This is a genomic window from Dolichospermum sp. UHCC 0260, from assembly GCF_009711985.1.
Taxonomy (GTDB): domain Bacteria; phylum Cyanobacteriota; class Cyanobacteriia; order Cyanobacteriales; family Nostocaceae; genus Dolichospermum; species Dolichospermum lemmermannii.
Window position 1 is genome coordinate 39,714 of record NZ_VIKZ01000007.1, and the last position, 23,960, is coordinate 63,673.

Below are 23,960 nucleotides of genomic sequence, written 5' to 3' on the forward strand. Positions count from 1 at the left end.
ATCCTACTAAATTACTGCGAAATACTGCCAACATTGTGTACTAAATCCTACTCTGTGCTAACAAAGAAGAAAATACAATACTGCATATAAAGTAAATTAGCTTAAATCATTCTAATACAGCACTTGCATGAAGTGATGATTTCTAGCACAAAATAATTAGCAAGGGTGATCTAAGCTATGTACCAAGAACTATTGAGTAGTTCCAAGCCAGGGTTGATAATCATCATGATTGACCAATCAGGTTCAATGTCCGATTCTTATGACAACTCAACTAAGGCTAACTTTGCTGCATTGGCGGTTAATAGAGTCATAGCCGAAATTATTACGGCTTGTACAGCAGGCGATGAAATCAAGGACAGATGTTATGTCGCTGTAGTTGGCTATGGTTCAGGTGTCAACGTAGCTTTTCTAGATAAAGTATCGGATTTAGCCAAAAATCCCAACACAACAACGCTAAAGAAAAAGGTTTCTGATGGTGCAGGTGGACTTGTTGAAGTAGATGAAGTAGTTAGAGTTTTTGTAAATCCCACTTCCAGTGGTGGTACACCTATGACAGAAGCCTTTAAACAGGCTTATCAAGGCGTAGAAAAATTTATTTCTGGTAATCCAAATAGCTTTCCACCTATTGTTATTAATATTACTGATGGAGAGCCAAATGATATTAACACCGCAGCTACTGAAGCTAAAAAACTAGCACAACTAAAAACTGCTGATGGCAATGTGATCATTATGAATGCACATATTTCTACAGCATCGGCAGGTAAAGTAGAGTTGCCAAGCGATAATTCTGGCTTTAGCGGTAATAAATTTGCAAACTTTTTGTTTGATATTTCCACTGTTCTACCCGAAAATCTTGCCAATAGAGCTAAAGATGTAGGTTTTAATGTTCAGCCCGGTTCTAGAGGCTTTGTATTTAATGCTGATGCTGAAACCTTGATCAGAATTCTAAATTTTGGTTCTTTAGGAGCTTTACGCTAAAGTTTCCTGTCACTCAACATTATTCGGGGTTAACAAGAATATGTCAATCAAACTTATTTTCAATGGTAGAACGCATAAAGAAAACGAAAGCATTAATGATTGTCAAGATTATTTTCAAGCTAACCTCGAAAACAATTGTTTTGCGATCGCTGATGGTGCAAGTCAATCATTTTATCCGAGTATATGGGCAGAACTTCTTGTTAACCATTTTTGCCAAAACCCTGAAATTAATCAAAATAACTGGAATGATTGGCTTCAACCTATTCAAGAAAAATGGTTTCAAGAGGTAGAACAGCGAGTAATAAAAGCTAAAAATGAAAATAGACCTATTTGGGTTACAAGTCAAAATCGCTTCAATTTCCGTGAACCAGCAACATCTACATTCATAGGGTTGCAACTTATTGAAGATCAAGTAAAAGGTTCTATTGTTGGTGATAGTTGTCTATTTATTGTAGAAGGTGATCAATCAAGCAAAACATATCAACTGATTCAAACGTATTTGTTAAAAACATCTAGAGATTTTAATGATAGTCCAGGATATTTTGCAAGTTATAAGAAAGACAATAACTTTACACCTCATGATTTCAAAATATCTTTAAATCAGAAAAAATCCTCAAATAATCTTTATTTCATTTTGGCTACAGATGCTCTATCTGAATATATCTTTAAATGCACAGAAAATGATGGAAATAATATTTTTGAAACTTTACTAAGCATTTCTTCACCAGAAATATTTGAAGATTTTGTCGCATCTGCTAGAAATTCTGACAATATAAAAATGAAAAATGATGATGTAACACTGTTAATTTTATCTATACCTAACAGAAGCATAGATAGGTCTTCTCTACAATCAAGAGATGAAATAGAAGGAAATAGAAAAGTTTTTCCATCTTCAATCAATGAAGGGTATGGTAAAGAAAATAAGTCTTCTTTACAATCAAGAGATGAAATAGAAGGAAATACCAAAGTTTCTCCAGCTTCAAGCAATAAACAGTCTAGCAAAGAAACCCAAAACAGTTCAAACGTTATTTTTCGTCAACCGATTTCTGCTGTTCAATTTCCTAATCTAACACAGAAAAGTATTCCAAAAGTTCCGATTATTAGTAGTTATGATGAGCTTGTTTCAATCAATAAAGACTTGAGAAACGAAAACACAATATTAAAGTATCAGCGTTTGGGTTTAGGTATTTGTCTTTTTGGAATATCGCTATTATTTGGTATACTTATTAACGGAAAACAAGAAAATATTACTAAATTAGAACAGCCAGCCAATACAAATTCAAATCAGGCTAAAACAAAAGCAACTCCTGTATCTACCGAAAAATCTAAACTTACACTACTTAAAAAAGGAATTAGCATATACAAGGATAAAGAGCTTACACAGGTTCTTATAGACTCTGTATCTAATCAATATACAGTACCAATCGTAGAGGAAGTAGACAATTGGATTAAATTTAAAATGCCTATTTATATTCATCAAACCCTAATTACAGATCCTTGCATTAGTTGTAAAAGTGATGAAATTGAAACAATCACACCCGATACCAATATAGTAATTAATCTTAGATCATCACCATCAAGGAATGGAATTCTTTTTGCACAATTAAAAGATAAATCAAAGTTCAAGAAACTCGAAGTTAACTCAGGTTGGTATAAATTTGAATTTGTGGGATATATAAAAAAATGACAATTAAATATCCGCTTAGAGGCGAATATGATACGGCTGTTAGGAATCTTGATAAATTCGTACTTGACAGTGTTTTGAAGGTTGGAAAACCTGCTATGCAACCCCAAAACCCTACTCTTTTACGTTCATCTAATGGTGGAAAAGCTATTGTTTATGAAATTACAGCAAATACAAAAAAGTATGCCATCAAATGTTGGGTAGAAGATTTAGGTGATTTAAAAATTCGCTATAAAGCAATTGATGAGTACCTTAAAAAAGTTAAACTTCCTTATTTTGTAGATTTTTCTTATAATGAACAAGGGATTTTAGTGAATGGTCAAAAATTTCCAATTATTAGAATGGAATGGATTGATGGTATTAGTTTTAGAAGATTTTTAGCTAATAATATTAATAATCCTGCTCTTATTCGTGACTTCGCTGAGAAATTCTTAGAAATGGTAAAGGTTCTACACCAAAATAATATTTCTCACGGAGATTTACAACATGGTAATATTATGGTGCGTAAAAATGGAGCTATATGTTTAATTGACTATGATAGTTTGTATGTTCCCCAGTTAAGCAATGAAAAAGATAATATTAAAGGAATACCAGGATATCAGCATCTTAACAGAAATAAATTAATTAAACTTAGCCCAAAATCGGACTATTTTTCAGAACTTATTATTTATTTATCATTGCTTGCTATATCAGAAAAGCCAAGCTATTGGAAACAAATAGAGAAAGAAGAAAGACTACTCTTTTCTGACAAAGATTTAGATATTACTAAATCACCTCAGATATTTGCAGAGCTTAAAAATCTCTCGGATGAAGTTCAGTATTTTACATTAGAATTAGAGAAGTTTTGTCGAGAATCAGATATTGAAAAATTGCAACCACTTGAGAATTTAGTAACTGCTTATACTGGTTCAAAAGTAAGTTGGGATTTTGTACCTAATGCCATTCCAAATTTATCCGCAACATCAACAATTCCTGCACCAATTCCTATAGATTTAAAGAGTTCTGGTTGGAATATCGTAGTAACAAATACAACTAAATCCCCTACAGTAAATAAATCCATTCCAGTAAATGTCCCAAGTTCAGATCCTTGGGGTAAACTCGATACCAATCAATCCAATGCTTGGGATAAACTAGATGGAAATAAAACACCTACTAAGAATGCTTGGGACAAATTTGGTCAGCTTGAGAAAAGCAAGAAGACAGAATCGGCTACAGACGAAAATAGCTGGAATAAATTTGATAATATGTGGAATAAATTATTAAAATCTGCCTCATCTATCTGGAGTAGATTTGTCAAGTGGTTTAATTAACTAAGAAATTAACCAATTTTCTAACTGTAAATCTTTAACTCTAGTTAAATCAGAATCGTGAGAAACTAAAACTAAATTATGAATAATAGCGGTAGCAGCTATTAAAATATCTGCGTCCTGAATAATTTTACCTCTGTTTGTTAAATCAGCATGAATTTCGGATGCTTTTTCAAATATTCTCAGATCATCTAAAAACAAAATAGGATAATCTTGACAAAATTGTTGAAACCAAGCCAACTTCTTAGTCGCATTACTTCTTAAAAGTCCTCTTTGAACTTCATAATAAGTTATGCCACTAATACCGATAAATTCACCTTGACGACGTATTTCTGTAATTTTCAATGCCACTTCAATATTCTGTTTTAGTGAGGCTGAAACAATATTCGTATCTAGTAAATAACCCATTTAACCCCCACGTTTTACAGATTCATCAAAAATTTGCATTTGCTCTGGACTCAAATCATTTAACATTCCTGAAACTAAATGTAAAGATAAAATACTTTTAATCCGTTTCGTTAATTCCCCCTGAGAGATATTATTAACATCAGGAACAGCAATAGGATCAAAATTACGATTAATCACTTCAATCATTTTCTCTCTATCTAAATTTTCTTGATAAAGAGGATTATTGTCAATTAAAGTTTTGACAATTTCGGGTAATTTTTGATAATTAGATTGATGATTAATAATTTGAGTCATAGTTAAGCCTCCTCAAAATAATATCGTTGTTGGATAACTTGCAAACCTATTATAACAGCTACAATATCCCCGCAAAGGTAGAAAGCAACAAAAAACAGCCGCCCCCTTGCGGAAGCGGCCATTATTCAAACTAGGAAAACTACTAAAAGATTTTAGTAATCGTAATCTCCACCCATACCAGCGCCAGCAGCAGGAGCGCCATCTTTAGGTTCGGGCTTGTCAACAATAATACATTCGGTTGTCAACACCATACCAGCGATAGAAGCAGCGTTTTGCAGAGCAGAACGAGTTACCTTAGCAGGGTCAACAATTCCAGCTGCCAACATATCAACGAATTCGTTGGTAGAAGCATTGAAGCCAATGTTGAAATCCTTCTCTTTCACTCTTTCAGCAATAACTGCGCCGTTTTGACCAGCGTTTTCTGCAATTCTCTTTAGAGGAGCAGGTAAAGCCCGAACGACAATTAAAGCACCAGTCAACTCTTCATCTTTGAGGTTGCTGTGCGCCCAAGCTTCCAATACAGGAGCGAGGTGAGCCAAGGTTGTACCACCACCGGGAACAATACCTTCTTCTACAGCAGCCTTGGTAGCGTTGATAGCATCTTCCAAGCGGAGTTTCTTGTCTTTCATTTCGGTCTCGGTAGCTGCACCAACTTTAACTACAGCAACACCACCGGACAATTTAGCCAAACGCTCTTGGAGTTTTTCTTTGTCGTAGGAAGATTCGGTTTCATCCATCTGACGACGGATTTGTTCGCAACGAGCCTTAACACCAGCTTCATTACCTTCAGCCACAATTGTGGTGCTGTCTTTGGTGATGGTGATGCGGCGGGCTTTACCTAAGCTTTCTAACTTGGTGGTATCTAGTTTCAAACCAGCGTCTTCGGTTACGAGTTGACCACCGGTGAGAACTGCGATATCTTCTAGCATAGCCTTACGGCGATCGCCAAAACCAGGAGCTTTCACAGCAGCCACGTTAAGAACACCGCGTAAACGGTTAACTACCAAAGTTGCCAAAGCTTCTTTTTCGATGTCTTCAGCAATAATTACCAAAGGACGACCGGAACGAGCTACTTGTTCGAGGACAGGAACTAAATCTTGTACCAAAGCAATCTTCTTGTCAGTCAACAAGATGTAAGGCTCATCAAAAACGGTTTCCATCCGTTCTGCATCGGTAGCGAAGTAAGGGGAAATATAACCCTTATCAAAGCGCATCCCTTCGGTAATTTCCAATTCGGTGGTCATAGACTTCCCTTCTTCTAGGGAAATTACGCCTTCTTTGCCCACCTTGTCCATAGCTTGAGCAATCATAGCCCCGACTTCTTCGTCGTTACCAGCAGAAATTGCCGCAACTTGAGCGATCGCTTTAGAATCTTCTACAGGGCGAGCGTGTTCAGCAATTTTTTCGACTAAAAAGGCAGATGCTTTGTCAATACCGCGCTTCAATAAAATCGCATTAGCACCAGCAGCAACGTTCCGCAAGCCTTCTTTAACAATGGCGTGAGCCAAAACGGTAGCTGTGGTTGTACCATCACCAGCAGCGTCATTGGTTTTGGAAGCAGCTTGACGAATTAGAGCTACACCAGTATTTTCGATGTGGTCTTCTAATTCAATTTCTTTAGCGATGGTGACACCATCATTAACGATTTGTGGTGCGCCAAATTTCTTTTCTAAAACTACGTTACGACCTTTAGGTCCAAGGGTAACAGCTACAGCTTCAGCGAGAATATCAATACCACGCTCTAGAGCGCGACGGGCGTTTTCGTTGTAAATAATGCGCTTTGCCATAATAAGTCTAAATCCCGGTAGTAAATTAAATTTTTCTGATTTTCAAAGAAATTGGTGAGTGGTGAACAGGTAATTCGGAAAAATCCTTACCCATCACCCATGCCCAATTAGCTGACGATTGCTAAAATGTCTTTTTCAGAAAGCAATACATATTCTTCTGTAGCCAACTTGATATCGGTGCCAGCATACTTGGAGTACAACACTTTATCGCCAACATTAATGTCCATTGTTTGACGAGTCCCGTCGTCATTGCGCTTGCCAGGTCCAACAGCGGCTATTTCGCCAACTTGGGGTTTTTCCTGAGCATTATCGGGCAAAAACAAACCGCCTGCGGTTTTTTCTTGGGGGGCGCTCACTTTGATGAAAACGCGATCGCCCAGGGGCTTAACGGTGGAAACGCTTAAAGATACGGCTGCCATACAAAATTTTTTGCTAAATTAGCACTCTCGACTCATGAGTGCTAATCTAGCTTTATATAGGACATAATAGCAATCATGACTGGTGTACGGGTTTCCGAACTAGGGCTAGGGTAGCAATACTTAAGTGCAAATATCCAATTATTTTAGTTGTCAGGGTTTGTTGCGTAGGTAATGAATATTTTGATATGGACAACTTTATTTGCAAACTTGGGAAATTGTTATAGAACTGTAATCAGGGATCTACTCAATGAGTAACAGCACCGTGATCCACGAACAGGCATCTCATCCCTAAAACTACTAGGGAACTGGGAACAGGTAACAGGGAACAGGTGACATTACCAATTACCAATTACCCATTACCAATTACCTATTGCCCAAAACAGATAAATGCTCAATTCTGTTACAAATCGGCTAGTCTAGAACTTGGTAATGCTGTTAACAAGGACTGGGGGAGCGATCAACCCATCAGTTAGCACACAGTTATTCCATAGGCATCTTCACAGCCCAAGCCAAAAACTTGCGTGTTTGTTGTTCTAGAACGATAATGGTAGTTTACCTAGATGGGGTCTGGTATCGCCAATTAAATCCAGAAGTCATGAGAGCAGGTCATCCAAGACCAGTAAATTGGCCATGAGGATGGTGAAAAAATCTGTATTTTTAACCCATGCTTTGCCAAAAAAAACTTCCCGGCTGATTTTGAACCTCTGATAGAGGCTTCACATCCTAAGGATAAGTAGAGCAGCAGTATGCCAATGAAAGCGCAGGTGAGTTTTGAACTAAGGTCATCTTGAAAAATACCGACTTGTGATTCACAAGGACGATAATTTAATCAGGGTTTTCAGCCTGCAACTTTCAAATGGATCTATAATAGCGCATTATAAAGACTACTGCTATACGTATCCTTACTAGACTTTTTCCATTCACCTGCAAGTCTGTTGAAAGTAACTAACACTTTTAAGACTTAGGGGAGTTAAAGTAAGTTAAGTGGGAAAAAAGACAACATCCTAAGTCATCCACCATACGGGATAACTATATCAATACCTTAATGGATCGAAGCGCGAGAAGTGCCACTGTTATGAAAGAACCCAGCATGAAAGACCACAAAAGACTTCTATTCATTGATGATGACCCTAACCTCATCTTGCTGGTGAAGGATTACTTCGAGTTCCGGGGCTACGAAGTCATCACGTCCGCCAATGGCAGAGAAGCCCTGGATCTTCTAGAAACCGAAGTTCCAGATATGATCATCTGTGATGTGATTATGCCGGAAATGGACGGATACACTTTTGTCGAAGAAGTCCGCAAGACTGAACGAACTAGTTGGATTCCCGTTCTTTTCCTCTCAGCTAAAGGTCAAAGTGCAGACCGAGTTAAGGGGTTAAATAAAGGTGCTGACGTATATATGATCAAGCCCTTTGAACCGGAAGAACTCGTAGCACAAGTAGAATCCTCACTCAAGCAAACTGTACGTTGGAAAGAACATCAAACCAAGGGTGGGGACAGCAGTTCTCGTATCCAAGTTCCTTTCGATGTCCAGTTAACCCCCACTGAACTGAAAGTAGTCCAGTTTGTCGCTAGGGGTTTAGCAAACCGCGAAATCGCTGAAGAATTAAATGTCAGCCAGCGGACTGTTGAAAGCCATGTGTCCAATATGTTGGGCAAAACCAATCTCCACAACCGGACTGAATTAGCACGGTGGGCGATTGAAAATCAAATGGCTTAAACAATTTTAGATTTTGGATTTTGGATTTTGGATGATTTATCTAAGGTCTAAAGTCCAAAATTTTTGATTTTGGATTTGGGAAAATTACGCTGGAGAGGGAAAATCTACATCTTCATAAAGTTGCGTCATTGTTCCTGCAAAGTTAATGCTTTGTAATTGAAATGAAGTTTCTTCTCCTACATAAGACTGTAATACCCAAAGTCCATCTTCATTACGGCGGAAACATTCAACTCTCGGTTTTTTCGGATTAATTAAAATATATTCTTGTAAAGTTTCTATAGTTTGATAATCAGCGAATTTGTCACCTCGATCAAATCCTTCTGTAGAATCAGATAAAACTTCGATTATTAAACAAGGATTTTATAACGAGAAATTAAAGTTCCTATCGGGTTGAGGTGATGTTCATAATCTTGATTAAACTTCTCAATCTGTTTGAGTAATAGTTCTAAACCATGAATTGACATTCTGCTAGGGACACAGGGAGTAAGACAAAAATCACTGGCATAAAACGCGCTTTTGATAATATTATTAATACTGGGTGGACAGTCTATTAAAATGTAGTCATACTCTGCTAGCAATGGAGTGATAATTTGCCGCAAAATAGAAACAGAACTTTCTGGTAAATACTCTTGCACTTCAAATAATCTTGGACTGCTAGGAATTAGATGTAGGCAATTAAAAGAGTTTTTATTTCTGACATTAGAAACTTCTTCTTTGACTATAAATTTATCATAATTACCATTTGCTAAAAAATATTCAGCATTTTTAAACAAAAAAGGCAATGTCAACCCTCGATTATTATATTGCCATTCCCAAACTTCCTCAGACATTAAGCCAGTAGTTAAGTTACTTTGGGGGTCTAAGTCAATAGCAAGAACACGCTGACCATACATTGTATCCCCTGCTAAATACTCTGCTAAGGCCATAACAAGAGTAGTTTTGCCAACTCCACCCTTAAGGTTACAAACGCTAATTACTTTGGCTGTCATATTTTTTAGTAGATGCTGTATTGATGGAAATGCTGTTCTATTTTGACCGAAAATGGTACAAAATTAACAACTAAAAAAGATCAAAATTAAATTAAAAGTGATTTTCACAAAAAAACTAATAATTCTCCTTGCTGCCATAAAATTAGGATTCCACTGAACATTACAAAGGAGATAACGAGTTGACAGAAAAGTAATAATCTGTAATTCTTGAATTTTTATCCCAAAATTATTTAAATCTATTTAGCACAATATGTTAAACCGTACAAATCAGGTGATTAATTTTTACTTTACCCCATAAATGATTGAGAACACCCAAACAATACAAGGTTGGCATGGCTTACTTAACTTAGTCTATGCTAATCGCCAAGATTCCACTCAGTTAATTTACAACCACCATCAAGCCCCATTAAAGGTACAACGCCCCTTTTACCCGGAAGGACAAGAAATTTGCCATAGTGTGATTTTACATACGGCTGGGGGCATTGTGGGGGGCGATCGCCTATCCTCTGATATTCACCTCCAACCCGATACAAACGCCTTGATTACTACAGCCGCTGCTGGTAAAATATATCGTAGTAATGGCTTACCAGCAAGACAAACCGTAAATATCCAAGTTGATAGTCACGCTTGTTTAGAATATTTGCCCCAAGAAACGATTTTATTTAATGGTGGGATTTATCGGCAAGATTTACGAGTAGAATTAGCTACGGATGCGAGTTATTTAGCTTGGGAAATTACGCGGTTTGGACGCAGTGCTAGGGGAGAAAAATTTGTACAGGGAGAGATGCGATCGCACACGGAAATCTGGCAAAATGGTATACCCCTATGGATTGATAGACAAATCGTTCCCGGTAGCGAAGAAGTGTTTCACAGTCCTCATGGTTTAAGAGACAATCCCGTTGTTGGTAGTTTTGTTGGCGTTGGTTTCCCCATATCTCCAGAAATCATCAACCAAGCACGTTCTTTAATTATTCAAAACTCTGATGCTGGAGTAACTCGCTTACAACATGGATTTTTGTGCCGATATCGTGGTAATTCTACATCCCAAGTCAGAAGTTGGTTTACAAATATTTGGCAAATGTTACGAGTATCTTGTCTAAATCGTGGTAATTGTATTCCTAGAGTATGGCAAATTTAAACGAACCACAGAGACGCAGAGAACGCAGAGGAGGGAACAATGCAGCTTACACCCCAAGAGAAAGATAAATTATTAATTTTCACCGCTGCTTTAGTGGCAGAAAGACGTAAAAATAGAGGGTTAAAATTAAATTATCCTGAAGCAGTTGCCTTTATTTCTGCGGCGATTTTGGAAGGTGCAAGAGATGGTCAAACTGTAGCAGATTTAATGAGTTATGGTACGACTTTATTAACTCGTGATGATGTTATGGAAGGGATTCCTGAAATGATTCATGATGTTCAAGTGGAAGCCACTTTTCCTGATGGTACAAAGTTGGTAACTGTACATAATCCAATTCGTTAGAAATGATTAAGATAGGAGAAAGTGCAAATGAAGACAAAACAATATGAGATTAACATCAGTTAATATTCAAGGATATCGTCCTTTTGGAAATTTTCAAGCACCATTACAACCACTAGAAATTTTAGAGAGGCTTCCATGAAAGTTGAATGTCCTCAAGCTTTGAGACCATTTGTGGAATTCTTAGAAAACCTTTAAATCAGGAAAACTCAATTATGATACCAGGCGAAATCATCACACCCAATGGTGAAATAGAATTAAATGCAGGTCGTCCAACTACTAAAATAATAGTCGCAAATACAGGAGACAGACCAATTCAAATAGGATCACACTTTCACTTTTACGAAGTCAATACCGCTTTAAACTTCGACAGAGAAAAAACACGAGGAATGAGATTAGATATTCCCGCCGGCACAGCCGTCAGATTTGAACCAGGAGATGAAAAAGAAGTTACTCTAGTTCCTCTCGTTGGGACACGCCAAATCTACGGCTTCAACAACAAAATTGACGGAAACCTCTAAAATTCTCTCTGTCTCTCTGCCTCTAAAGCGTGATAAAAAAAGGATAAAAATATGCCCTACAAAATGAACCGCCAAGCCTACGCCGATACCTTCGGACCAACAGTAGGAGACAGAATTAGATTAGCCGATACAGAACTATTTATAGAAGTAGAAAGAGACTTTACAACCTACGGTGATGAAGTGAAATTTGGTGGGGGAAAAGTCATTAGAGATGGGATGGGACAATCCCCAATTTCTAATCATGATGGTGCAGTAGATTTAGTTATTACTAATGCTTTAATTCTCGATTGGTGGGGAATTGTCAAAGCAGATATTGGCATTAAAGACGGCAAAATTTATAAAATTGGTAAAGCCGGAAATCCCTATATTCAAGACAATATAGATATTATTATTGGACCGGGAACAGAAGCTTTAGCCGGCGAAGGAATGATTCTCACTGCGGGGGGAATAGATACCCACATCCATTTTATCTGTCCCCAACAAATTGAAGTCGCTATTGCTTCCGGTATTACCACCATGATTGGTGGTGGGACAGGCCCAGCTACGGGAACAAATGCCACAACTTGTACCCCTGGTCCCTGGAATATGTACCGAATGTTGCAAGCTGCTGACGCATTCCCTGTCAATTTAGGATTTTTGGGCAAAGGTAACACCAGTCAACCCCAAGGACTGATAGAACAAATCGAAGCCGGGGCAATGGGGTTAAAACTCCATGAAGATTGGGGAACAAATCCAGCCACAATTGATACTTGTTTGACCGTTGCTGATGAATATGATGTGCAAGTAGCAATTCACACTGATACTTTAAACGAAGCCGGCTTTGTGGAAGATACAATTGCCGCTTTTAAACATCGTGCTATTCACACTTATCACACAGAAGGGGCTGGAGGTGGTCATGCACCAGACATTATTAAAGTTTGCGGACAAAGTAACGTTTTACCATCTTCCACTAATCCTACCCGTCCTTACACCGTCAACACTCTAGATGAACATTTGGATATGTTGATGGTATGTCATCATTTAGAGGCAGCTATTCCTGAAGATGTATCTTTTGCTGAATCCCGTATCCGTCGAGAAACTATTGCTGCGGAAGATATTCTGCACGATTTAGGCGCGTTTAGTATGATTGCTTCTGACTCCCAAGCAATGGGGCGTGTCGGTGAAGTAATAATTAGAACTTGGCAGACAGCACATAAAATGAAGGTGCAACGGGGAAGCCTTGCTGGTGATAGTCATGCCGATAATTTACGAGCTAAACGTTATGTTGCTAAATATACAATTAATCCGGCAATCACTCATGGTATTTCTGAATATGTGGGATCAGTAGAAGCGGGAAAATTAGCCGATTTGTGTTTGTGGAAACCTGCTTTTTTTGGTGTCAAACCGGAAATTGTCATTAAAGGCGGCATGATTGCTTGGTCACAGATGGGTGATGCTAATGCTAGTATTCCCACACCCCAGCCTGTATATATGCGCCCGATGTTTGGCAGTTTTGCTGGTGCTAGAAATGCAACATCATTAACTTTTGTGTCTCAAGCTGCTTTGTCCAGAGAAATTCCTCAACAATTAGAATTAAGAAAATTAGCGATCGCAGTTTCAGGAACTCGTCAAATTACTAAGCGAGATATGAAATTAAATGATGCTTTACCTCATATTGAAGTAGATCCAGAAACCTACGAAGTTCGCGCAGATGGTGAATTATTAACTTGTGAACCAGCAACCGTTTTACCAATGGCACAAAGATACTTTCTCTTTTAGAATAGATGAAGATAAGATCCCCGACTTCTGACATCAATTTATAATTTGTGGACACAATAAATAAAAGAAGTCGGGGATCTGGATATGAACGATTGCTATAACTGAATACTTAACCTAAATCAAACAGTAATATTTCTGCATTTGAATTACTGCTAATTGTTAATTTCTCTTCTCCTGTAATTTCTACTCCATCTCCAGCTTTCAATTCGTGATTATTGAAAATTACTTCACCTTTAGCTATTTGCAACCAAGCATAACGATGGTTTTGGACATGATAATTTACCACATCACCTTGTGCTAAAATTCCCGCATATAAAGAGACATCTTGGTGAATAGTTACAGCCCCCTCTCGTCCATCTTCAGCCGCAATTAAACGTAGTTTTCCCTGATTTTCTTCTATAGGAAAAGCTTTTTGTTCATATCTAGGTTTTAGTCCTTGCTGATTTGGTAAAATCCAAATTTGCAGCAAGTGTAATTCTTCAGTTTGGGAAGGATTAAATTCGCTGTGCATAATTCCAGTTCCTGCACTCATAACCTGGGCTTCACCGGGAATAATTACCGAACCTGTGCCTAAACTATCTTTATGTTCAACCGCACCTGATAAAACATAAGTGAGAATTTCCATATCTTTATGTCCATGAGTGGGAAATCCTGCACCAGCAGCAATGCGATCATCATTAATCACTCGCAAAGAACGGAATCCCATCCGGTTGGGATCATAAAAACCGCTAAAGGAAAATGTATGATAACTATTCAGCCAATCAATATGATTATGTCCACGGGTATTTCTATCGTGAATCACATAATTAATTGTATTTTGAGCCATGATTACACCTTGCTATTGACACTGGAGGATTGCAAAAGTTTTATGTATCCGCTCAATAAATGGGGGCGGACTACCTGTTCGGGAAGGATTTTACGCCATTTGAGGCTTGTCATGGAAGGATTTACCCCGGATTATTGAGCGGTTACGTAAAGTTTTATTACGAAATACAACATAAAGTAGCATAAACATGAATATACTGATTGACGAGAACCAAATAATTTATTCAAAATTTATATAGGTTCATTATTTTTATGATAATTATAAAATTCAGATATGATGGATATTGTGTTTAGGAATGATCAATTGAAAAAGGAATGCAATAACCAACGACTTCTCATTAAAAATCACGGTGCAGAAAGAGCGAAACGCATCCGCAAACGGCTGGATAGTTTGCGTAGTGTTGAGTTTCTTGAGGATATGCGAAATATTCCTGGTTCTTGTCACGAGTTGCTTCACAACCGAGCAGGTCAACTATCAGTATATTTAGATCATCCATACCGATTGATATTTGAGCCTGCAAATGAGCCAATTCCTACCAAACCCGATGGTGGTCTTGACTGGTCTAAAGTAACTGCCGTTAGAATACTCAGTGTGGAGGATACACATGGAAATTAGGATTCAGAATGAGTACAATCCAGATTACGTTTCTCCCCCTGGAGATACCCTGCTGGAAGTGCTGGAAGATAGCGGTATGACCCAAGCACAACTAGCGGAACGAACTGGAACACCAAAAAAAACAATTAACGAAATTATTAGTGGTCAAGCAGCCATTACCCCTGAAATAGCATTACAGCTAGAACTATTATTCAATATTTCAGCTAGTTTTTGGAATAATCACGAACGGCGTTACCGGGAATTTTTAGGGCAACAGGAAGAAAAAAAGCTTTTAAAAAAACAATTACCCCAGCTTAAAGAAATTCCTGTCAAAGCCATCATGGAAATTTGTAGTCCGTTAAAACGGACTATGGTTATCGAAAATTTGGGTTGAAAACACGTCCTTTAGCTGTTTCTACCCCTGAAATTAGGCGACTCTGTTAAACACCTCTAAAATTTGCCGACAAACCTGTTTAAGCTTTTCCCCAACAACAGCCGAGGGTGTGGAATCACCAACAAAACTCCAAGTTTCAACGGTAGAAAGTCGCCAAACTTCACCACTGTGGTCAAATCCAGCGGCTTCGACACCAATGGCGCGACGGTGATTATTGATAGGATCTTGATAAAATCGGATTTGAATTAAAATACTCCGACAACGCCAAGATTTGCTAATACCAGGAAAGTGAAAACCAATGTCTATGGAATCTGGATCTACTAATTCTCTGGTTTCTGGGTCATTGTGCCAGGGTTTAAGATCGGATTTGACATCAGGAAATTCATATTTAAATAAATTTACTACTGTAGCAATTTTGCTGGCAAATTCTAGGTTTGTGGCTTGTTCGGCTGCGTTCACTCAATAATACTCCTCTATTCGCTTGGTCTGTGGGGAAGATCAAGACAGAAAAACCTAAGTTAATTGTAACGGTTCATTACATAGCGATCTAAAATAACACTGTTAATCTGTAAACAAATAAAAAATTAATTTTCATCTATGGTGCGTCAACGTTCTATTTTTTCACTGATTTTTGGATTATTGGCCACATTTTTGATTAGTTGTGGTAGTCCTACTGTTGCTACTGTACCACCATCTTATACAGCAGCGGAAGTTGCCAAAATTCAGGAATATGTTCCCGGAATTCAGATGGTGCGCGATCGCTCTTCAGAACTGAAAAACCTCATTTCTAAGGGTGAATGGGTGAAAGTGGGTAATTTTATCCACGGACCAATGACAGAAGCTAGGTTAAATATGACTTATATCATTCCTAATCTAGCCAAACAAAACCAAGCCAAAGCTCGACAAATCAGCAAAGATTTGTTGAATGACTTAGTAAGAATTGATCAAGCTGCTACTGCGAGCAATACTAGCCTAGCTGCGAGTAAATACAAAGAAGCTTTTGCAGATATTGACAAATTCTTAGAACTAGTTCCTGAAAAGAGTAGCTAAAGGAAAAGGCAAGAGGCAAGAGGCAAGAGGCAAGAGGCAAGAGGCAAGAGGCAAGAGGCAAGAGGCAAGAGGCAAGAGGCAAGAGGCAATATTCCCCCTGCTCCCTGCTCCCTGCTCCCTGTCCCTTGCTTCAATTCGAGTCTTGAATTACAAAATACTAGGGTGATGGAGTGATAGGGTGGAAAGGAAGACTTTTGATTCTTCACCCCTGACTCCTAGCAAAAACCATGAATATAGTAATTATCGGCTGTGGTGTGGTTGGGGCGGCGATCGCCTATGAACTCAGCCAAGTTAAAGGTTTAAACATCACCGTTTTCGAGCAAAAACAACCTGCACAAGGTTCTACCAGCGCTGCCCTCGGTGTTTTAATGGGCATAATCAGTAGTAAAACCAAGGGTATTGCTTGGCGAATGCGACAAAATAGCATCCAACGCTATGAAACTTTGATTCCTGAATTAGAAGGGATTACAGGGCGAAAAATCCCTTGTAACCGTCAAGGAATCGTGATGCTGTTGTCAGAAAATTTAGAACACCCCTTAGAAAGTGGGGTTGAGGTGCTTTCAGAATGGGAACAACTGCGAGAAATTCGCCAATCTCAAGGTTGGGAATTGCAAGTTTGGGATCAAGAACAACTGCAAAAATATTGTCCCCAAGTTAGTGATCCGCAAATTATTGGTGCTGTCTATTCTCCCCAAGACTTACAACTAAATGCTACAGCTTTAACTTTAGCCTTAGTAGATGCAGCCCAACGCAATGGGGTAAAGTTCAAATTTGGTGTATCTGTGACGGGAACAGAAACCCCACCTCCACCACCCCCAACTCCTTTACACATCAAAAAAGGATTAGGAGAACCACATAAATGTAATTTTATTGAAACTACAGAGGGCGAAGTTACCGCTGATTGGTTTATCATGTCTGCGGGTTTAGGTTCAACGGCCTTAACTGCACAATTAGATCAAATGGTGAATATCCGTCCGGTGCTGGGACAAGCTTTATATTTAAGTTTAGGACGGACTTTAGGAAATCCTGATTTTCAACCGGTGATTACTGGTAATGATGTGCATATTGTACCAATGGGAAATGGTGATTATTGGATAGGAGCAACGGTAGAATTTCCTGATGATGAAGATCAAATATCTCCAAGTCAAGAATTATTGGATGCTGTCAGACAACAAGCGATCGCATTTATCCCAGATTTAGCCGCAGCTAAGGTTCTCCGCACTTGGTCAGGATTGCGCCCTCGTCCCGAAGGCAGACCAGCGCCAGTAATTGATAAGTTACCGGGTTTTACGAACGTTCTTCTGGCTACGGGACACTATCGCAATGGTGTTTTACTCGCACCAGCCACAGCCACAGCGATTCGGCAAATGATCGTACCCCAATAAGAATAAGATCCCCGACTTCTTAAAGAAGTCGGGGATCTGCCAATTCATCAGTATCTTACCTGATAACTAGATTTTATTCATCATCAAAGTCATCATCATCTTCCTCATCATCATCTTCCTCAAAATCTTCATCATCTTCAACAACGATATCGCTAATTTCATCAGCAATTAAATCATCATCATCATCTAAAATCAGCCTTTCTCCTATCTTGCTACCAAAAGCACCATCTCCCATTCCCGGTGCATCCAAATTATAGAGTTTTGCTGTCCGGTCATCTAACACCATGTCCAATGGGTCATCAACCTCATCCAGCACCCCACTACCCGGCTCTATCACGTAATCATCAATCACCCCCGCTTCCTCATAGGTGTTGTACCCAGTCCCAGCGGGAATCAAGCGCCCAATGATCACGTTTTCCTTGAGTCCGCGCAGCCAGTCGGATTTACCCTCAATGGCAGCTTCCGTTAATACCCGCGTGGTTTCCTGGAACGAAGCCGCAGAGATGAAACTGTCAGTATTCAACGATGCCTTGGTAATCCCTAGCAGCATGGGAGTATATTCCGCTCTAGCCCCACCAGTAATGGACATCGCCTCATTCACCTGCTCCACCTGCCGTAATTCCACCAACTCACCCGGTAGCATAGTTGTGTCCCCACCGTCATCAATCCGCACCTTATTGGTCATTTGGCGGACAATCACCTCAATGTGTTTGTCAGAAATCTCAATCCCTTGAGACTGATACACCATCTGCACCTCATTCACCAAAAAGGTCTGCACCTTCTGCAACGCATGACTCGCACAAGCATAGACCCCATCCTCTGACCCCAAGCTGAAGAATATCTCCAAAATTTCATGGGGATTAGAAGGGCCATCAGTCATTGGTTGTCCAGCCACAATCTGCGCCCCGTCAGGAACAATCAAATTCTGCCCAGGTCCGAGGGGATAGTCGGTCACTGTCCCATTAGCTTCCACAATCTTAATAGAATAGGCCTCACGAGTAACAGATGTCACCTCATCCCCATCCCCATAGACAATCTTCACTTCCCCCGGACGACGCGCCAAAATACAGCCTTCCTTGGGTTTGCGGGCTTCTAGCAGTTCCTCAATCCGGGGCAAACCTTGGATAATGTCCCCAGTCTTGGCTCGTTCAAACACCAACAACACTAAGTTGTCACCCCGTTGCACCAAATCCCCATCTTCGACCTGTAGCACCGCTCCCGGACTGACTCGGTAAGGACGACCAACGCGGAGAGTAATAGAGTGGGCTGAATTGTCCTTTGTCAGCGATGCACTGAGCTTGTCGAAGTGTTGTCCGTTGTCCGTTGTTTTGTCACTGACCCCTTCGGGGTTCGTCAGTCGCTCATGGGGGAAACCCCCAAGACCGCGCTGACTCACCACTGACGACTGACCACTGACGACTTCCACCACTTGCCCAGATTCAGCCGCAAATACCCCCGGTGCAATTTCGCTGCCTTCTACCACCAAATCTCCTTTTTTGAGATTGGGCAGCACATTCGTACCTATAGTTACCAAATCATTCGGACGCAGCACCAAACAACGGCGCACCGTTTCCGCCCCCTGCTGCACACCGCGAACAATTCCCCCTTCCTTACACAAAATCTTCGTCCGTGCTACCACAGCCCCAGGTTCAATGGTGTCACCGTCCGCAACTTCCAAATTAGTCTCTGTACTGCCTTGGGTCGCATCCGCTGTAATGTCGCGCCGCACTACCAAAGACTCCAAAATTACCAACTGTAACCGCTGAATTTCCTCATTTTCAGCATCAGTAATCAATTCAATGTCCGCAGCCAAAGGCGAAGCCCCGTGTTCTCCCTCCGTCTCCTGCTCAATCTCCAATACTATCTGTGTCCGCAGCAGTTCCACACCCTCCACTGACTTCACCCGCTCTGAATCCTTATAAGGAATCCTTTGCACCGCTCGTAACTGAATCGAACGCCCTGTATCCTGACTCACCGTCGTTGTCGCTGGGACATCAGGGTGGGTTGGCACAGCAAATTCTACCACCGGACGACTCAGCAATGCTGGACCTTCTGGGGTCTCTACGTACTGGATATACCGCAACTCTGTCGCCACCATTCCTTGCAATTCTTCACCGGGCTGCAAAAATGTATTGTCATGGGCGATCGCAGTTTCCGGATCATCTACCATCAACAACTCACCCGGTTTCACCACCACTTCTCGCAAAATGTCATTCTTTTGGGTAACTTCTACCACCCCACCGGTTTGACAGAAAATGTCTTTGACTACTTCTGTTCCCGCTTCCACATACTGGCCATCCTCCACCAGCAGCAAGGAAATATCCTTGTTCACTTCATGGGTTTCTTCCGGTATCCACAGCAGCGTTCCCCCCTGCACCACCTCATAGCCTAATTTGGCTTTCCCTTTCTTCTGTACTTCCACTTGGGCAAATTTCAATAAGCCCCCGGTGGTCGTCCGGTACTGGTCATCAATCAATTCTGCCACTACCTGACCATTCTGCACCTTAGTCCCTGGAGTCGCCCGCAAATTAAATACCTGATTATTCGTGGTTGTAATCAAGTAGCTATTTCGCCCTTGGGAACTCTGCACGGTAATCGCTGCCTGATCCAATACCACAGAAGCGGTAATAATCTCGATTTCCCGCGTCCCTTTCCCGGGAATGGCTTCTGGTAATCGCACTACGCCTCCATGTACCGTTGTCAGCTTAGTTTGCGCCAATACTCCATTAGTTGCGATCGCATCCCCATTCTTGACAATCAACTCCGCCCCCGGCAGCAAGTTATATACGTCCCCCGATAGAATCCAAATCAAACCGCCTCTAGAAGCAGTAGTAGTGGTATTCCCCTGGCGGTCAGTCTTTGGTTCTGCCACCAGATCCGCAAATTTCACCTCACCAGCCAAGTCAGAAGCTACGTCTTTCACGGCTTTTTCTGTATTGGTTCTGGTGGTTCTACCTCCCAGCGCCACTTCAGCCACCAAATGCTCTGCCAATACCTGCTGACCATTGTGAATATATAGAGTTGAACCCTGGGTAACAGCAATTTCCTGGCTTTCCCCCGTTCCCGACTTCTTATCGCCCTCAATCGTCAAGGTCCCGTTGGCTTCCACATACAGGGCATCTTCACCATGACGAGTGCGGTAGGGACGGGTTTGCAATTTGCGAGGAATCTTCACTGTTCCTGCCACCTTAGACCGCACCTGTTGGGCAACTTCCCCCGTGAATACGCCTCCAGTGTGGAATGTCCGCATGGTCAACTGCGTCCCTGGTTCGCCAATACTTTGGGCGGCAATAATCCCCACAGCTTCACCCAAATCTACCATCTTGGCATGGGCTAAACTCCAACCGTAGCAATGCTGACACACTGACCGGGCAGCTTCACAGGTCAAGGGACTGCGGACAGTCACCTTTTGGACTCCGGATTTTTGGATAGCGATCGCTAAATCATCATCAATGGGCGTATTCCGCAGGGCAATGATTTCGCCTGTGACGGGATGCACCACGTCCTCACCCACAACCCGACCCATCAACCGCGTCGCTAGTTTAATTAAGATTTTATTCCCTTCGACCATTGCCCCAATGGTTAAGCCCTTATTTGTGCCACAGTCAAACTCTCGCACAATCACGTCCTGGGACACATCCACCAACCGCCGGGTCAAGTACCCAGAGTCAGCAGTCCGCAGCGCCGTATCCACCAGCCCCTTCCGCGCTCCATAACTAGAAATAATATATTCTGTAACTGTCAAACCTTCTCGGAAGTTGGTTTTAATTGGTAAATCAATAATTTCCCCCTGGGGATCTGCCATCAGTCCCCGCATCCCCACCAACTGCCGCACCTGGGAAATATTCCCCCGCGCCCCGGAAAAGGCCATCATATACACGGAGTTGAGGGGATCTGTTTTCTGGAAATGCACCACCACCTCATCCTTGAGTGCTTCTGAGGTACTGTTCCAAGTATCAATTACCTTCTGAAAACGTTCAACTTCGGTAATTTCCCCCCGTTGATAGCGTTCCTCCGTTACTAAAATTTCCATCTCTGCTGCTTCCAGCATCTCTTTCTTAGCCGGAGGAATCATCAAATCATCCACACTAATAGATACTCCGGCTCTGGTAGCATAGCGAAAACCCAATTCCTTGAGTTTATCGGCCATTACTGCCGTCCGCGCTGTTCCATAATGAGTAAAAGACCAAGAAATCAGGTCTCTCAACTTAGCTTTGTTTACTACCAGATTCCGAAAAACTGCTTTAGTCATAAGTCACTTCGTTCCAATTAAAAATTACAAATTAATAATTAAAAATTAAGAGAAGAAGAAATTAAAAACAAAAGAAGTTTTTCAATTAAAAATTATCAATTTTCAATTTCCAAAGTTATTTCTTTCATTTTTAATTTTTAATTCTCAATTTTTAATTTCCCTAAGCATCTATCGCTTCCTGAATTGCCTGGTTATAAATTGCTCGTCCTGGAGTCGTATAAATATACTGAGAAATCAAATTCCCCTCCCCATCTTCCCGCACCCGTCGGAACTTATAAATCAGAGTCCGACTCATCAGCCTGCCCTTAGCGTCTTTGTCCTCAATTACCTCCACAGGTTCAGTATCCGGTTCACCCGAATCAATTTCCCCATCAAAACGCACATAAATATAGGCATGAAGCTCTACCTGTTTCGCCTCATAGGCCATAATTACATCATCCAAAGAGGAGAAATACTTACCCGCCCCCTTGGTTGCCTTGGGGTTTTCCGCTGTCAAATAATATGCTCCCAACACCATATCTTGGCTAGGAGTCACAATCGGTTTGCCCGTTGCTGGTGACAAAATATTATTAGAAGCCAGCATCAACAGCCGGGCTTCAGCTTGACTCTCTAAGGACAAGGGAACATGAACCGCCATTTGGTCACCGTCAAAGTCAGCATTAAAGGCGGGACAGACTAAAGGATGGAGTTGAATGGCTCTCCCTTCTACCAAAATCGGTTCAAAGGCCTGAATCCCCAATCGGTGCAACGTTGGCGCTCGGTTTAGCATCACTGGATGTCCCTCAATCACCTCCTGCAACACATCCCAAACACTGGCATCATTGCGAGAAATCAGCTTTTTCGCTGCCTTGATATTGTTCACCATGCCGGAACGAATCAGACGATTGATCACAAAGGGCTGGAACAACTCAATGGCCATTTCTCTGGGTAGACCGCACTGGTGAATCTTCAGATTCGGACCGACCACAATTACCGACCGTCCCGAATAGTCCACCCGTTTACCCAGCAGGTTTTGGCGGAAACGTCCTTGTTTTCCCTCAATAATATCGGACAAGGATTTCAGCGGCCGGTTATTAGCCCCCACCACAGTCCGTCCCCGCCGACCATTGTCAATCAAGGCATCCACAGCCTCTTGCAGCATCCGTTTCTCGTTGCGGACAATAATCTCCGGCGCGAGAATTTCCTGAAGTCTAGCCAAACGGTTGTTGCGATTAATCACCCGGCGGTACAAATCATTTAAATCGCTGGTGGCAAATCTGCCTCCATCTAGCTGCACCATGGGGCGCAAATCTGGGGGAATGACGGGAATAATTTCCATTACCATCCATTCTGGCTGAGAACCGGTAGCGATGAAATTATCAATTACCCGCAGCCGTTTAATTAATTTTGCCCGTTTCTGACCCTTGGCCTTTTCGATTTCATCCCGCAGGGTTTCCGCTTCTTGCTCCAAATTAATATCTGCCAACAGCCGCAGCAGAGCTTCAGCACCAATGCCAACTTCCACACCCTCTAACTGGGAATCTTCGCTGTAGATAGCATCTTCGATTTCTAACCATTGGTCTTCGCTCAACAGTTGTTTGTAACTGAGAGTATCAGCGTTGCCCGGTGCTAAAACGCAGTAGGAGTTGAAATAAACAATCTGCTCCACATCCCGCAACGGCATATCTAGGAGAATAGCAATATAGCTAGGAATCCCTTTGAGATACCAAACATGAGCCACAGGGGCAGCCAACTTAATAAAACCCATCCTGTGGCGACGGACGCGGGACTCTGTAACTTCTACACCACAGCGCTCGCAGACAATCCCTCTATGGCGCACCCGTTTGTACTTACCACAATGGCATTCCCAATCCTTAGCTGGTCCAAAGATGCGCTCGCAAAACAAACCATCCATTTCTGGTTTGAGGGTGCGGTAATTAATAGTTTCTGGCTTGGTAACTTCACCTACAAGTTGTCCATTGGGTAAAGTCCGTTCACCCCATTGACGGATGCGTTCTGGTGAAGCTATGCCAATTTTTACGTAGTCAAATTGATTAGTTTGGGGGGATCTCATGAGAATTAAAAATGAAAAATTAAAAATTAAAAAAGGAGAACAAAACAATTAAAAATTGAGA

General features: G+C 41.1%; 21 protein-coding genes and 1 pseudogene. 12 read left to right on the top strand and 10 right to left on the bottom strand.

The window, feature by feature from the left end:
- Nucleotides 1-177 precede the first annotated feature (177 nt).
- Genes FJR08_RS04605 through FJR08_RS04615 form a run of 3 tightly spaced genes read left to right on the top strand, consistent with a single transcriptional unit; the run spans nucleotide 178 to nucleotide 3,972 of the window.
- Nucleotides 178-978: a vWA domain-containing protein gene (locus FJR08_RS04605; RefSeq protein WP_168632328.1), complete on the top strand. Its 801-nt coding sequence runs from the start codon at nucleotides 178-180 to the stop codon at nucleotides 976-978.
- A gap of 40 nt (nucleotides 979-1,018) precedes the next feature.
- Nucleotides 1,019-2,665, top strand: a complete 1,647-nt coding sequence (locus tag FJR08_RS04610; RefSeq protein ID WP_168632329.1) for a protein phosphatase 2C family protein — start codon at nucleotides 1,019-1,021, stop codon at nucleotides 2,663-2,665.
- Nucleotides 2,662-3,972 carry an AarF/UbiB family protein gene (locus FJR08_RS04615; protein WP_174782989.1) on the top strand — a complete coding sequence of 437 codons (1,311 nt, stop codon included), beginning with the start codon at nucleotides 2,662-2,664 and terminating at the stop codon, nucleotides 3,970-3,972. Before FJR08_RS04610 ends, FJR08_RS04615 begins: the two co-directional genes overlap by 4 nt.
- On the opposite strand, the gene FJR08_RS04620 is transcribed toward FJR08_RS04615, so the two are convergent.
- From FJR08_RS04620 to groES, 4 genes are all read right to left on the bottom strand, one after another.
- Nucleotides 3,973-4,377 carry a type II toxin-antitoxin system VapC family toxin gene (locus FJR08_RS04620; protein WP_168632330.1) on the bottom strand — a complete coding sequence of 135 codons (405 nt, stop codon included), beginning with the start codon at nucleotides 4,375-4,377 and terminating at the stop codon, nucleotides 3,973-3,975. It lies immediately after the preceding gene.
- Nucleotides 4,378-4,671: a hypothetical protein gene (locus tag FJR08_RS04625; protein ID WP_168632331.1), complete on the bottom strand. Its 294-nt coding sequence runs from the start codon at nucleotides 4,669-4,671 to the stop codon at nucleotides 4,378-4,380.
- A 152-nt stretch (nucleotides 4,672-4,823) separates the two neighbouring features.
- A complete protein-coding gene (gene groL / locus FJR08_RS04630; protein ID WP_168632332.1) occupies nucleotides 4,824-6,458 on the bottom strand; it encodes a chaperonin GroEL in 1,635 nt (544 codons plus the stop codon).
- 107 nt (nucleotides 6,459-6,565) lie between these two features.
- Nucleotides 6,566-6,877: a co-chaperone GroES gene (gene groES, locus FJR08_RS04635; protein WP_015083039.1), complete on the bottom strand. Its 312-nt coding sequence runs from the start codon at nucleotides 6,875-6,877 to the stop codon at nucleotides 6,566-6,568.
- 1,045 nt (nucleotides 6,878-7,922) lie between these two features.
- Here groES and FJR08_RS04640 point away from each other — a divergent pair.
- Complete coding sequence (locus FJR08_RS04640; RefSeq protein ID WP_168632333.1) at nucleotides 7,923-8,600, top strand: response regulator transcription factor; 678 nt, start codon at nucleotides 7,923-7,925, stop codon at nucleotides 8,598-8,600.
- Between the two features lie 84 nt (nucleotides 8,601-8,684).
- Here FJR08_RS04640 and FJR08_RS04645 read toward each other — a convergent pair.
- Together FJR08_RS04645 and FJR08_RS04650 are read right to left on the bottom strand one after the other, a co-directional pair.
- Nucleotides 8,685-8,957 (bottom strand): annotated as a pseudogene (locus tag FJR08_RS04645) (Uma2 family endonuclease); the annotation flags it as partial.
- On the bottom strand, nucleotides 8,948-9,589 hold the full coding sequence (locus FJR08_RS04650) for a ParA family protein (protein ID WP_168632334.1): 642 nt from the start codon (nucleotides 9,587-9,589) through the stop codon (nucleotides 8,948-8,950). The pseudogene FJR08_RS04645 and the gene FJR08_RS04650, both read right to left, overlap by 10 nt.
- 298 nt (nucleotides 9,590-9,887) lie before the next feature.
- Between FJR08_RS04650 and FJR08_RS04655 the strand changes: the two genes are divergently transcribed.
- From FJR08_RS04655 to ureC, 4 genes are all read left to right on the top strand, one after another.
- Nucleotides 9,888-10,727, top strand: coding sequence for an urease accessory protein UreD (locus FJR08_RS04655; RefSeq protein ID WP_168632335.1), 840 nt, complete (start codon nucleotides 9,888-9,890; stop codon nucleotides 10,725-10,727).
- 39 nt (nucleotides 10,728-10,766) lie between these two features.
- Nucleotides 10,767-11,069, top strand: a complete 303-nt coding sequence (gene ureA, locus FJR08_RS04660; protein ID WP_015083034.1) for an urease subunit gamma — start codon at nucleotides 10,767-10,769, stop codon at nucleotides 11,067-11,069.
- A 212-nt stretch (nucleotides 11,070-11,281) separates the two neighbouring features.
- The gene (locus FJR08_RS04665; RefSeq protein WP_174782990.1) at nucleotides 11,282-11,587 is read left to right on the top strand and encodes an urease subunit beta; all 306 of its coding nucleotides are present in this window, start codon (nucleotides 11,282-11,284) and stop codon (nucleotides 11,585-11,587) included.
- A 51-nt stretch (nucleotides 11,588-11,638) separates the two neighbouring features.
- Nucleotides 11,639-13,345, top strand: coding sequence for an urease subunit alpha (ureC, locus tag FJR08_RS04670; protein ID WP_168632336.1), 1,707 nt, complete (start codon nucleotides 11,639-11,641; stop codon nucleotides 13,343-13,345).
- A gap of 109 nt (nucleotides 13,346-13,454) precedes the next feature.
- Here the strand turns inward: ureC and FJR08_RS04675 are convergent, their stop codons facing one another.
- Nucleotides 13,455-14,171: a pirin family protein gene (locus FJR08_RS04675; protein WP_168632337.1), complete on the bottom strand. Its 717-nt coding sequence runs from the start codon at nucleotides 14,169-14,171 to the stop codon at nucleotides 13,455-13,457.
- A 273-nt stretch (nucleotides 14,172-14,444) separates the two neighbouring features.
- On the opposite strand from FJR08_RS04675, the gene FJR08_RS04680 reads away from it, so the two are divergent.
- Together FJR08_RS04680 and FJR08_RS04685 are read left to right on the top strand one after the other, a co-directional pair.
- Complete coding sequence (locus FJR08_RS04680) at nucleotides 14,445-14,786, top strand: type II toxin-antitoxin system RelE/ParE family toxin (RefSeq protein WP_254435688.1); 342 nt, start codon at nucleotides 14,445-14,447, stop codon at nucleotides 14,784-14,786.
- Nucleotides 14,776-15,159 carry a HigA family addiction module antitoxin gene (locus tag FJR08_RS04685; RefSeq protein WP_168632338.1) on the top strand — a complete coding sequence of 128 codons (384 nt, stop codon included), beginning with the start codon at nucleotides 14,776-14,778 and terminating at the stop codon, nucleotides 15,157-15,159. Before FJR08_RS04680 ends, FJR08_RS04685 begins: the two co-directional genes overlap by 11 nt.
- 33 nt (nucleotides 15,160-15,192) lie before the next feature.
- On the opposite strand, the gene FJR08_RS04690 is transcribed toward FJR08_RS04685, so the two are convergent.
- Nucleotides 15,193-15,618: a hypothetical protein gene (locus FJR08_RS04690; RefSeq protein WP_168632339.1), complete on the bottom strand. Its 426-nt coding sequence runs from the start codon at nucleotides 15,616-15,618 to the stop codon at nucleotides 15,193-15,195.
- A gap of 138 nt (nucleotides 15,619-15,756) precedes the next feature.
- Here FJR08_RS04690 and psbQ point away from each other — a divergent pair, with 138 nt between their 5' ends.
- Nucleotides 15,757-16,209 (top strand): photosystem II protein PsbQ, encoded by a 453-nt coding sequence (psbQ, locus tag FJR08_RS04695; protein WP_015083028.1) that lies wholly within the window; start codon nucleotides 15,757-15,759, stop codon nucleotides 16,207-16,209.
- 227 nt (nucleotides 16,210-16,436) lie between these two features.
- A complete protein-coding gene (locus FJR08_RS04700; RefSeq protein WP_168632340.1) occupies nucleotides 16,437-17,594 on the top strand; it encodes an FAD-binding oxidoreductase in 1,158 nt (385 codons plus the stop codon).
- 73 nt (nucleotides 17,595-17,667) lie between these two features.
- Here the strand turns inward: FJR08_RS04700 and FJR08_RS04705 are convergent, their stop codons facing one another.
- The gene (locus FJR08_RS04705; protein WP_168632341.1) at nucleotides 17,668-21,846 is read right to left on the bottom strand and encodes a DNA-directed RNA polymerase subunit beta''; all 4,179 of its coding nucleotides are present in this window, start codon (nucleotides 21,844-21,846) and stop codon (nucleotides 17,668-17,670) included.
- Between the two features lie 160 nt (nucleotides 21,847-22,006).
- Nucleotides 22,007-23,899 (bottom strand): DNA-directed RNA polymerase subunit gamma, encoded by a 1,893-nt coding sequence (locus FJR08_RS04710; protein WP_015083024.1) that lies wholly within the window; start codon nucleotides 23,897-23,899, stop codon nucleotides 22,007-22,009.
- Nucleotides 23,900-23,960 lie beyond the last annotated feature (61 nt).

Bases quoted from the DNA above. Each gene is read 5' to 3' on its own strand.
- FJR08_RS04605 (WP_168632328.1), top strand. From the start codon at position 178: ATGTACCAAGAACTATTGAGTAGTTCCAAGCCAGGGTTGATAATCATC.
- FJR08_RS04610 (WP_168632329.1), top strand. From the start codon at position 1,019: ATGTCAATCAAACTTATTTTCAATGGTAGAACGCATAAAGAAAACGAA.
- FJR08_RS04615 (WP_174782989.1), top strand. From the start codon at position 2,662: ATGACAATTAAATATCCGCTTAGAGGCGAATATGATACGGCTGTTAGG.
- FJR08_RS04620 (WP_168632330.1), bottom strand. From the start codon at position 4,377: ATGGGTTATTTACTAGATACGAATATTGTTTCAGCCTCACTAAAACAG.
- FJR08_RS04625 (WP_168632331.1), bottom strand. From the start codon at position 4,671: ATGACTCAAATTATTAATCATCAATCTAATTATCAAAAATTACCCGAA.
- groL (WP_168632332.1), bottom strand. From the start codon at position 6,458: ATGGCAAAGCGCATTATTTACAACGAAAACGCCCGTCGCGCTCTAGAG.
- groES (WP_015083039.1), bottom strand. From the start codon at position 6,877: ATGGCAGCCGTATCTTTAAGCGTTTCCACCGTTAAGCCCCTGGGCGAT.
- FJR08_RS04640 (WP_168632333.1), top strand. From the start codon at position 7,923: ATGGATCGAAGCGCGAGAAGTGCCACTGTTATGAAAGAACCCAGCATG.
- FJR08_RS04650 (WP_168632334.1), bottom strand. From the start codon at position 9,589: ATGACAGCCAAAGTAATTAGCGTTTGTAACCTTAAGGGTGGAGTTGGC.
- FJR08_RS04655 (WP_168632335.1), top strand. From the start codon at position 9,888: ATGATTGAGAACACCCAAACAATACAAGGTTGGCATGGCTTACTTAAC.
- ureA (WP_015083034.1), top strand. From the start codon at position 10,767: ATGCAGCTTACACCCCAAGAGAAAGATAAATTATTAATTTTCACCGCT.
- FJR08_RS04665 (WP_174782990.1), top strand. From the start codon at position 11,282: ATGATACCAGGCGAAATCATCACACCCAATGGTGAAATAGAATTAAAT.
- ureC (WP_168632336.1), top strand. From the start codon at position 11,639: ATGCCCTACAAAATGAACCGCCAAGCCTACGCCGATACCTTCGGACCA.
- FJR08_RS04675 (WP_168632337.1), bottom strand. From the start codon at position 14,171: ATGGCTCAAAATACAATTAATTATGTGATTCACGATAGAAATACCCGT.
- FJR08_RS04680 (WP_254435688.1), top strand. From the start codon at position 14,445: ATGATGGATATTGTGTTTAGGAATGATCAATTGAAAAAGGAATGCAAT.
- FJR08_RS04685 (WP_168632338.1), top strand. From the start codon at position 14,776: ATGGAAATTAGGATTCAGAATGAGTACAATCCAGATTACGTTTCTCCC.
- psbQ (WP_015083028.1), top strand. From the start codon at position 15,757: ATGGTGCGTCAACGTTCTATTTTTTCACTGATTTTTGGATTATTGGCC.
- FJR08_RS04700 (WP_168632340.1), top strand. From the start codon at position 16,437: ATGAATATAGTAATTATCGGCTGTGGTGTGGTTGGGGCGGCGATCGCC.
- FJR08_RS04705 (WP_168632341.1), bottom strand. From the start codon at position 21,846: ATGACTAAAGCAGTTTTTCGGAATCTGGTAGTAAACAAAGCTAAGTTG.
- FJR08_RS04710 (WP_015083024.1), bottom strand. From the start codon at position 23,899: ATGAGATCCCCCCAAACTAATCAATTTGACTACGTAAAAATTGGCATA.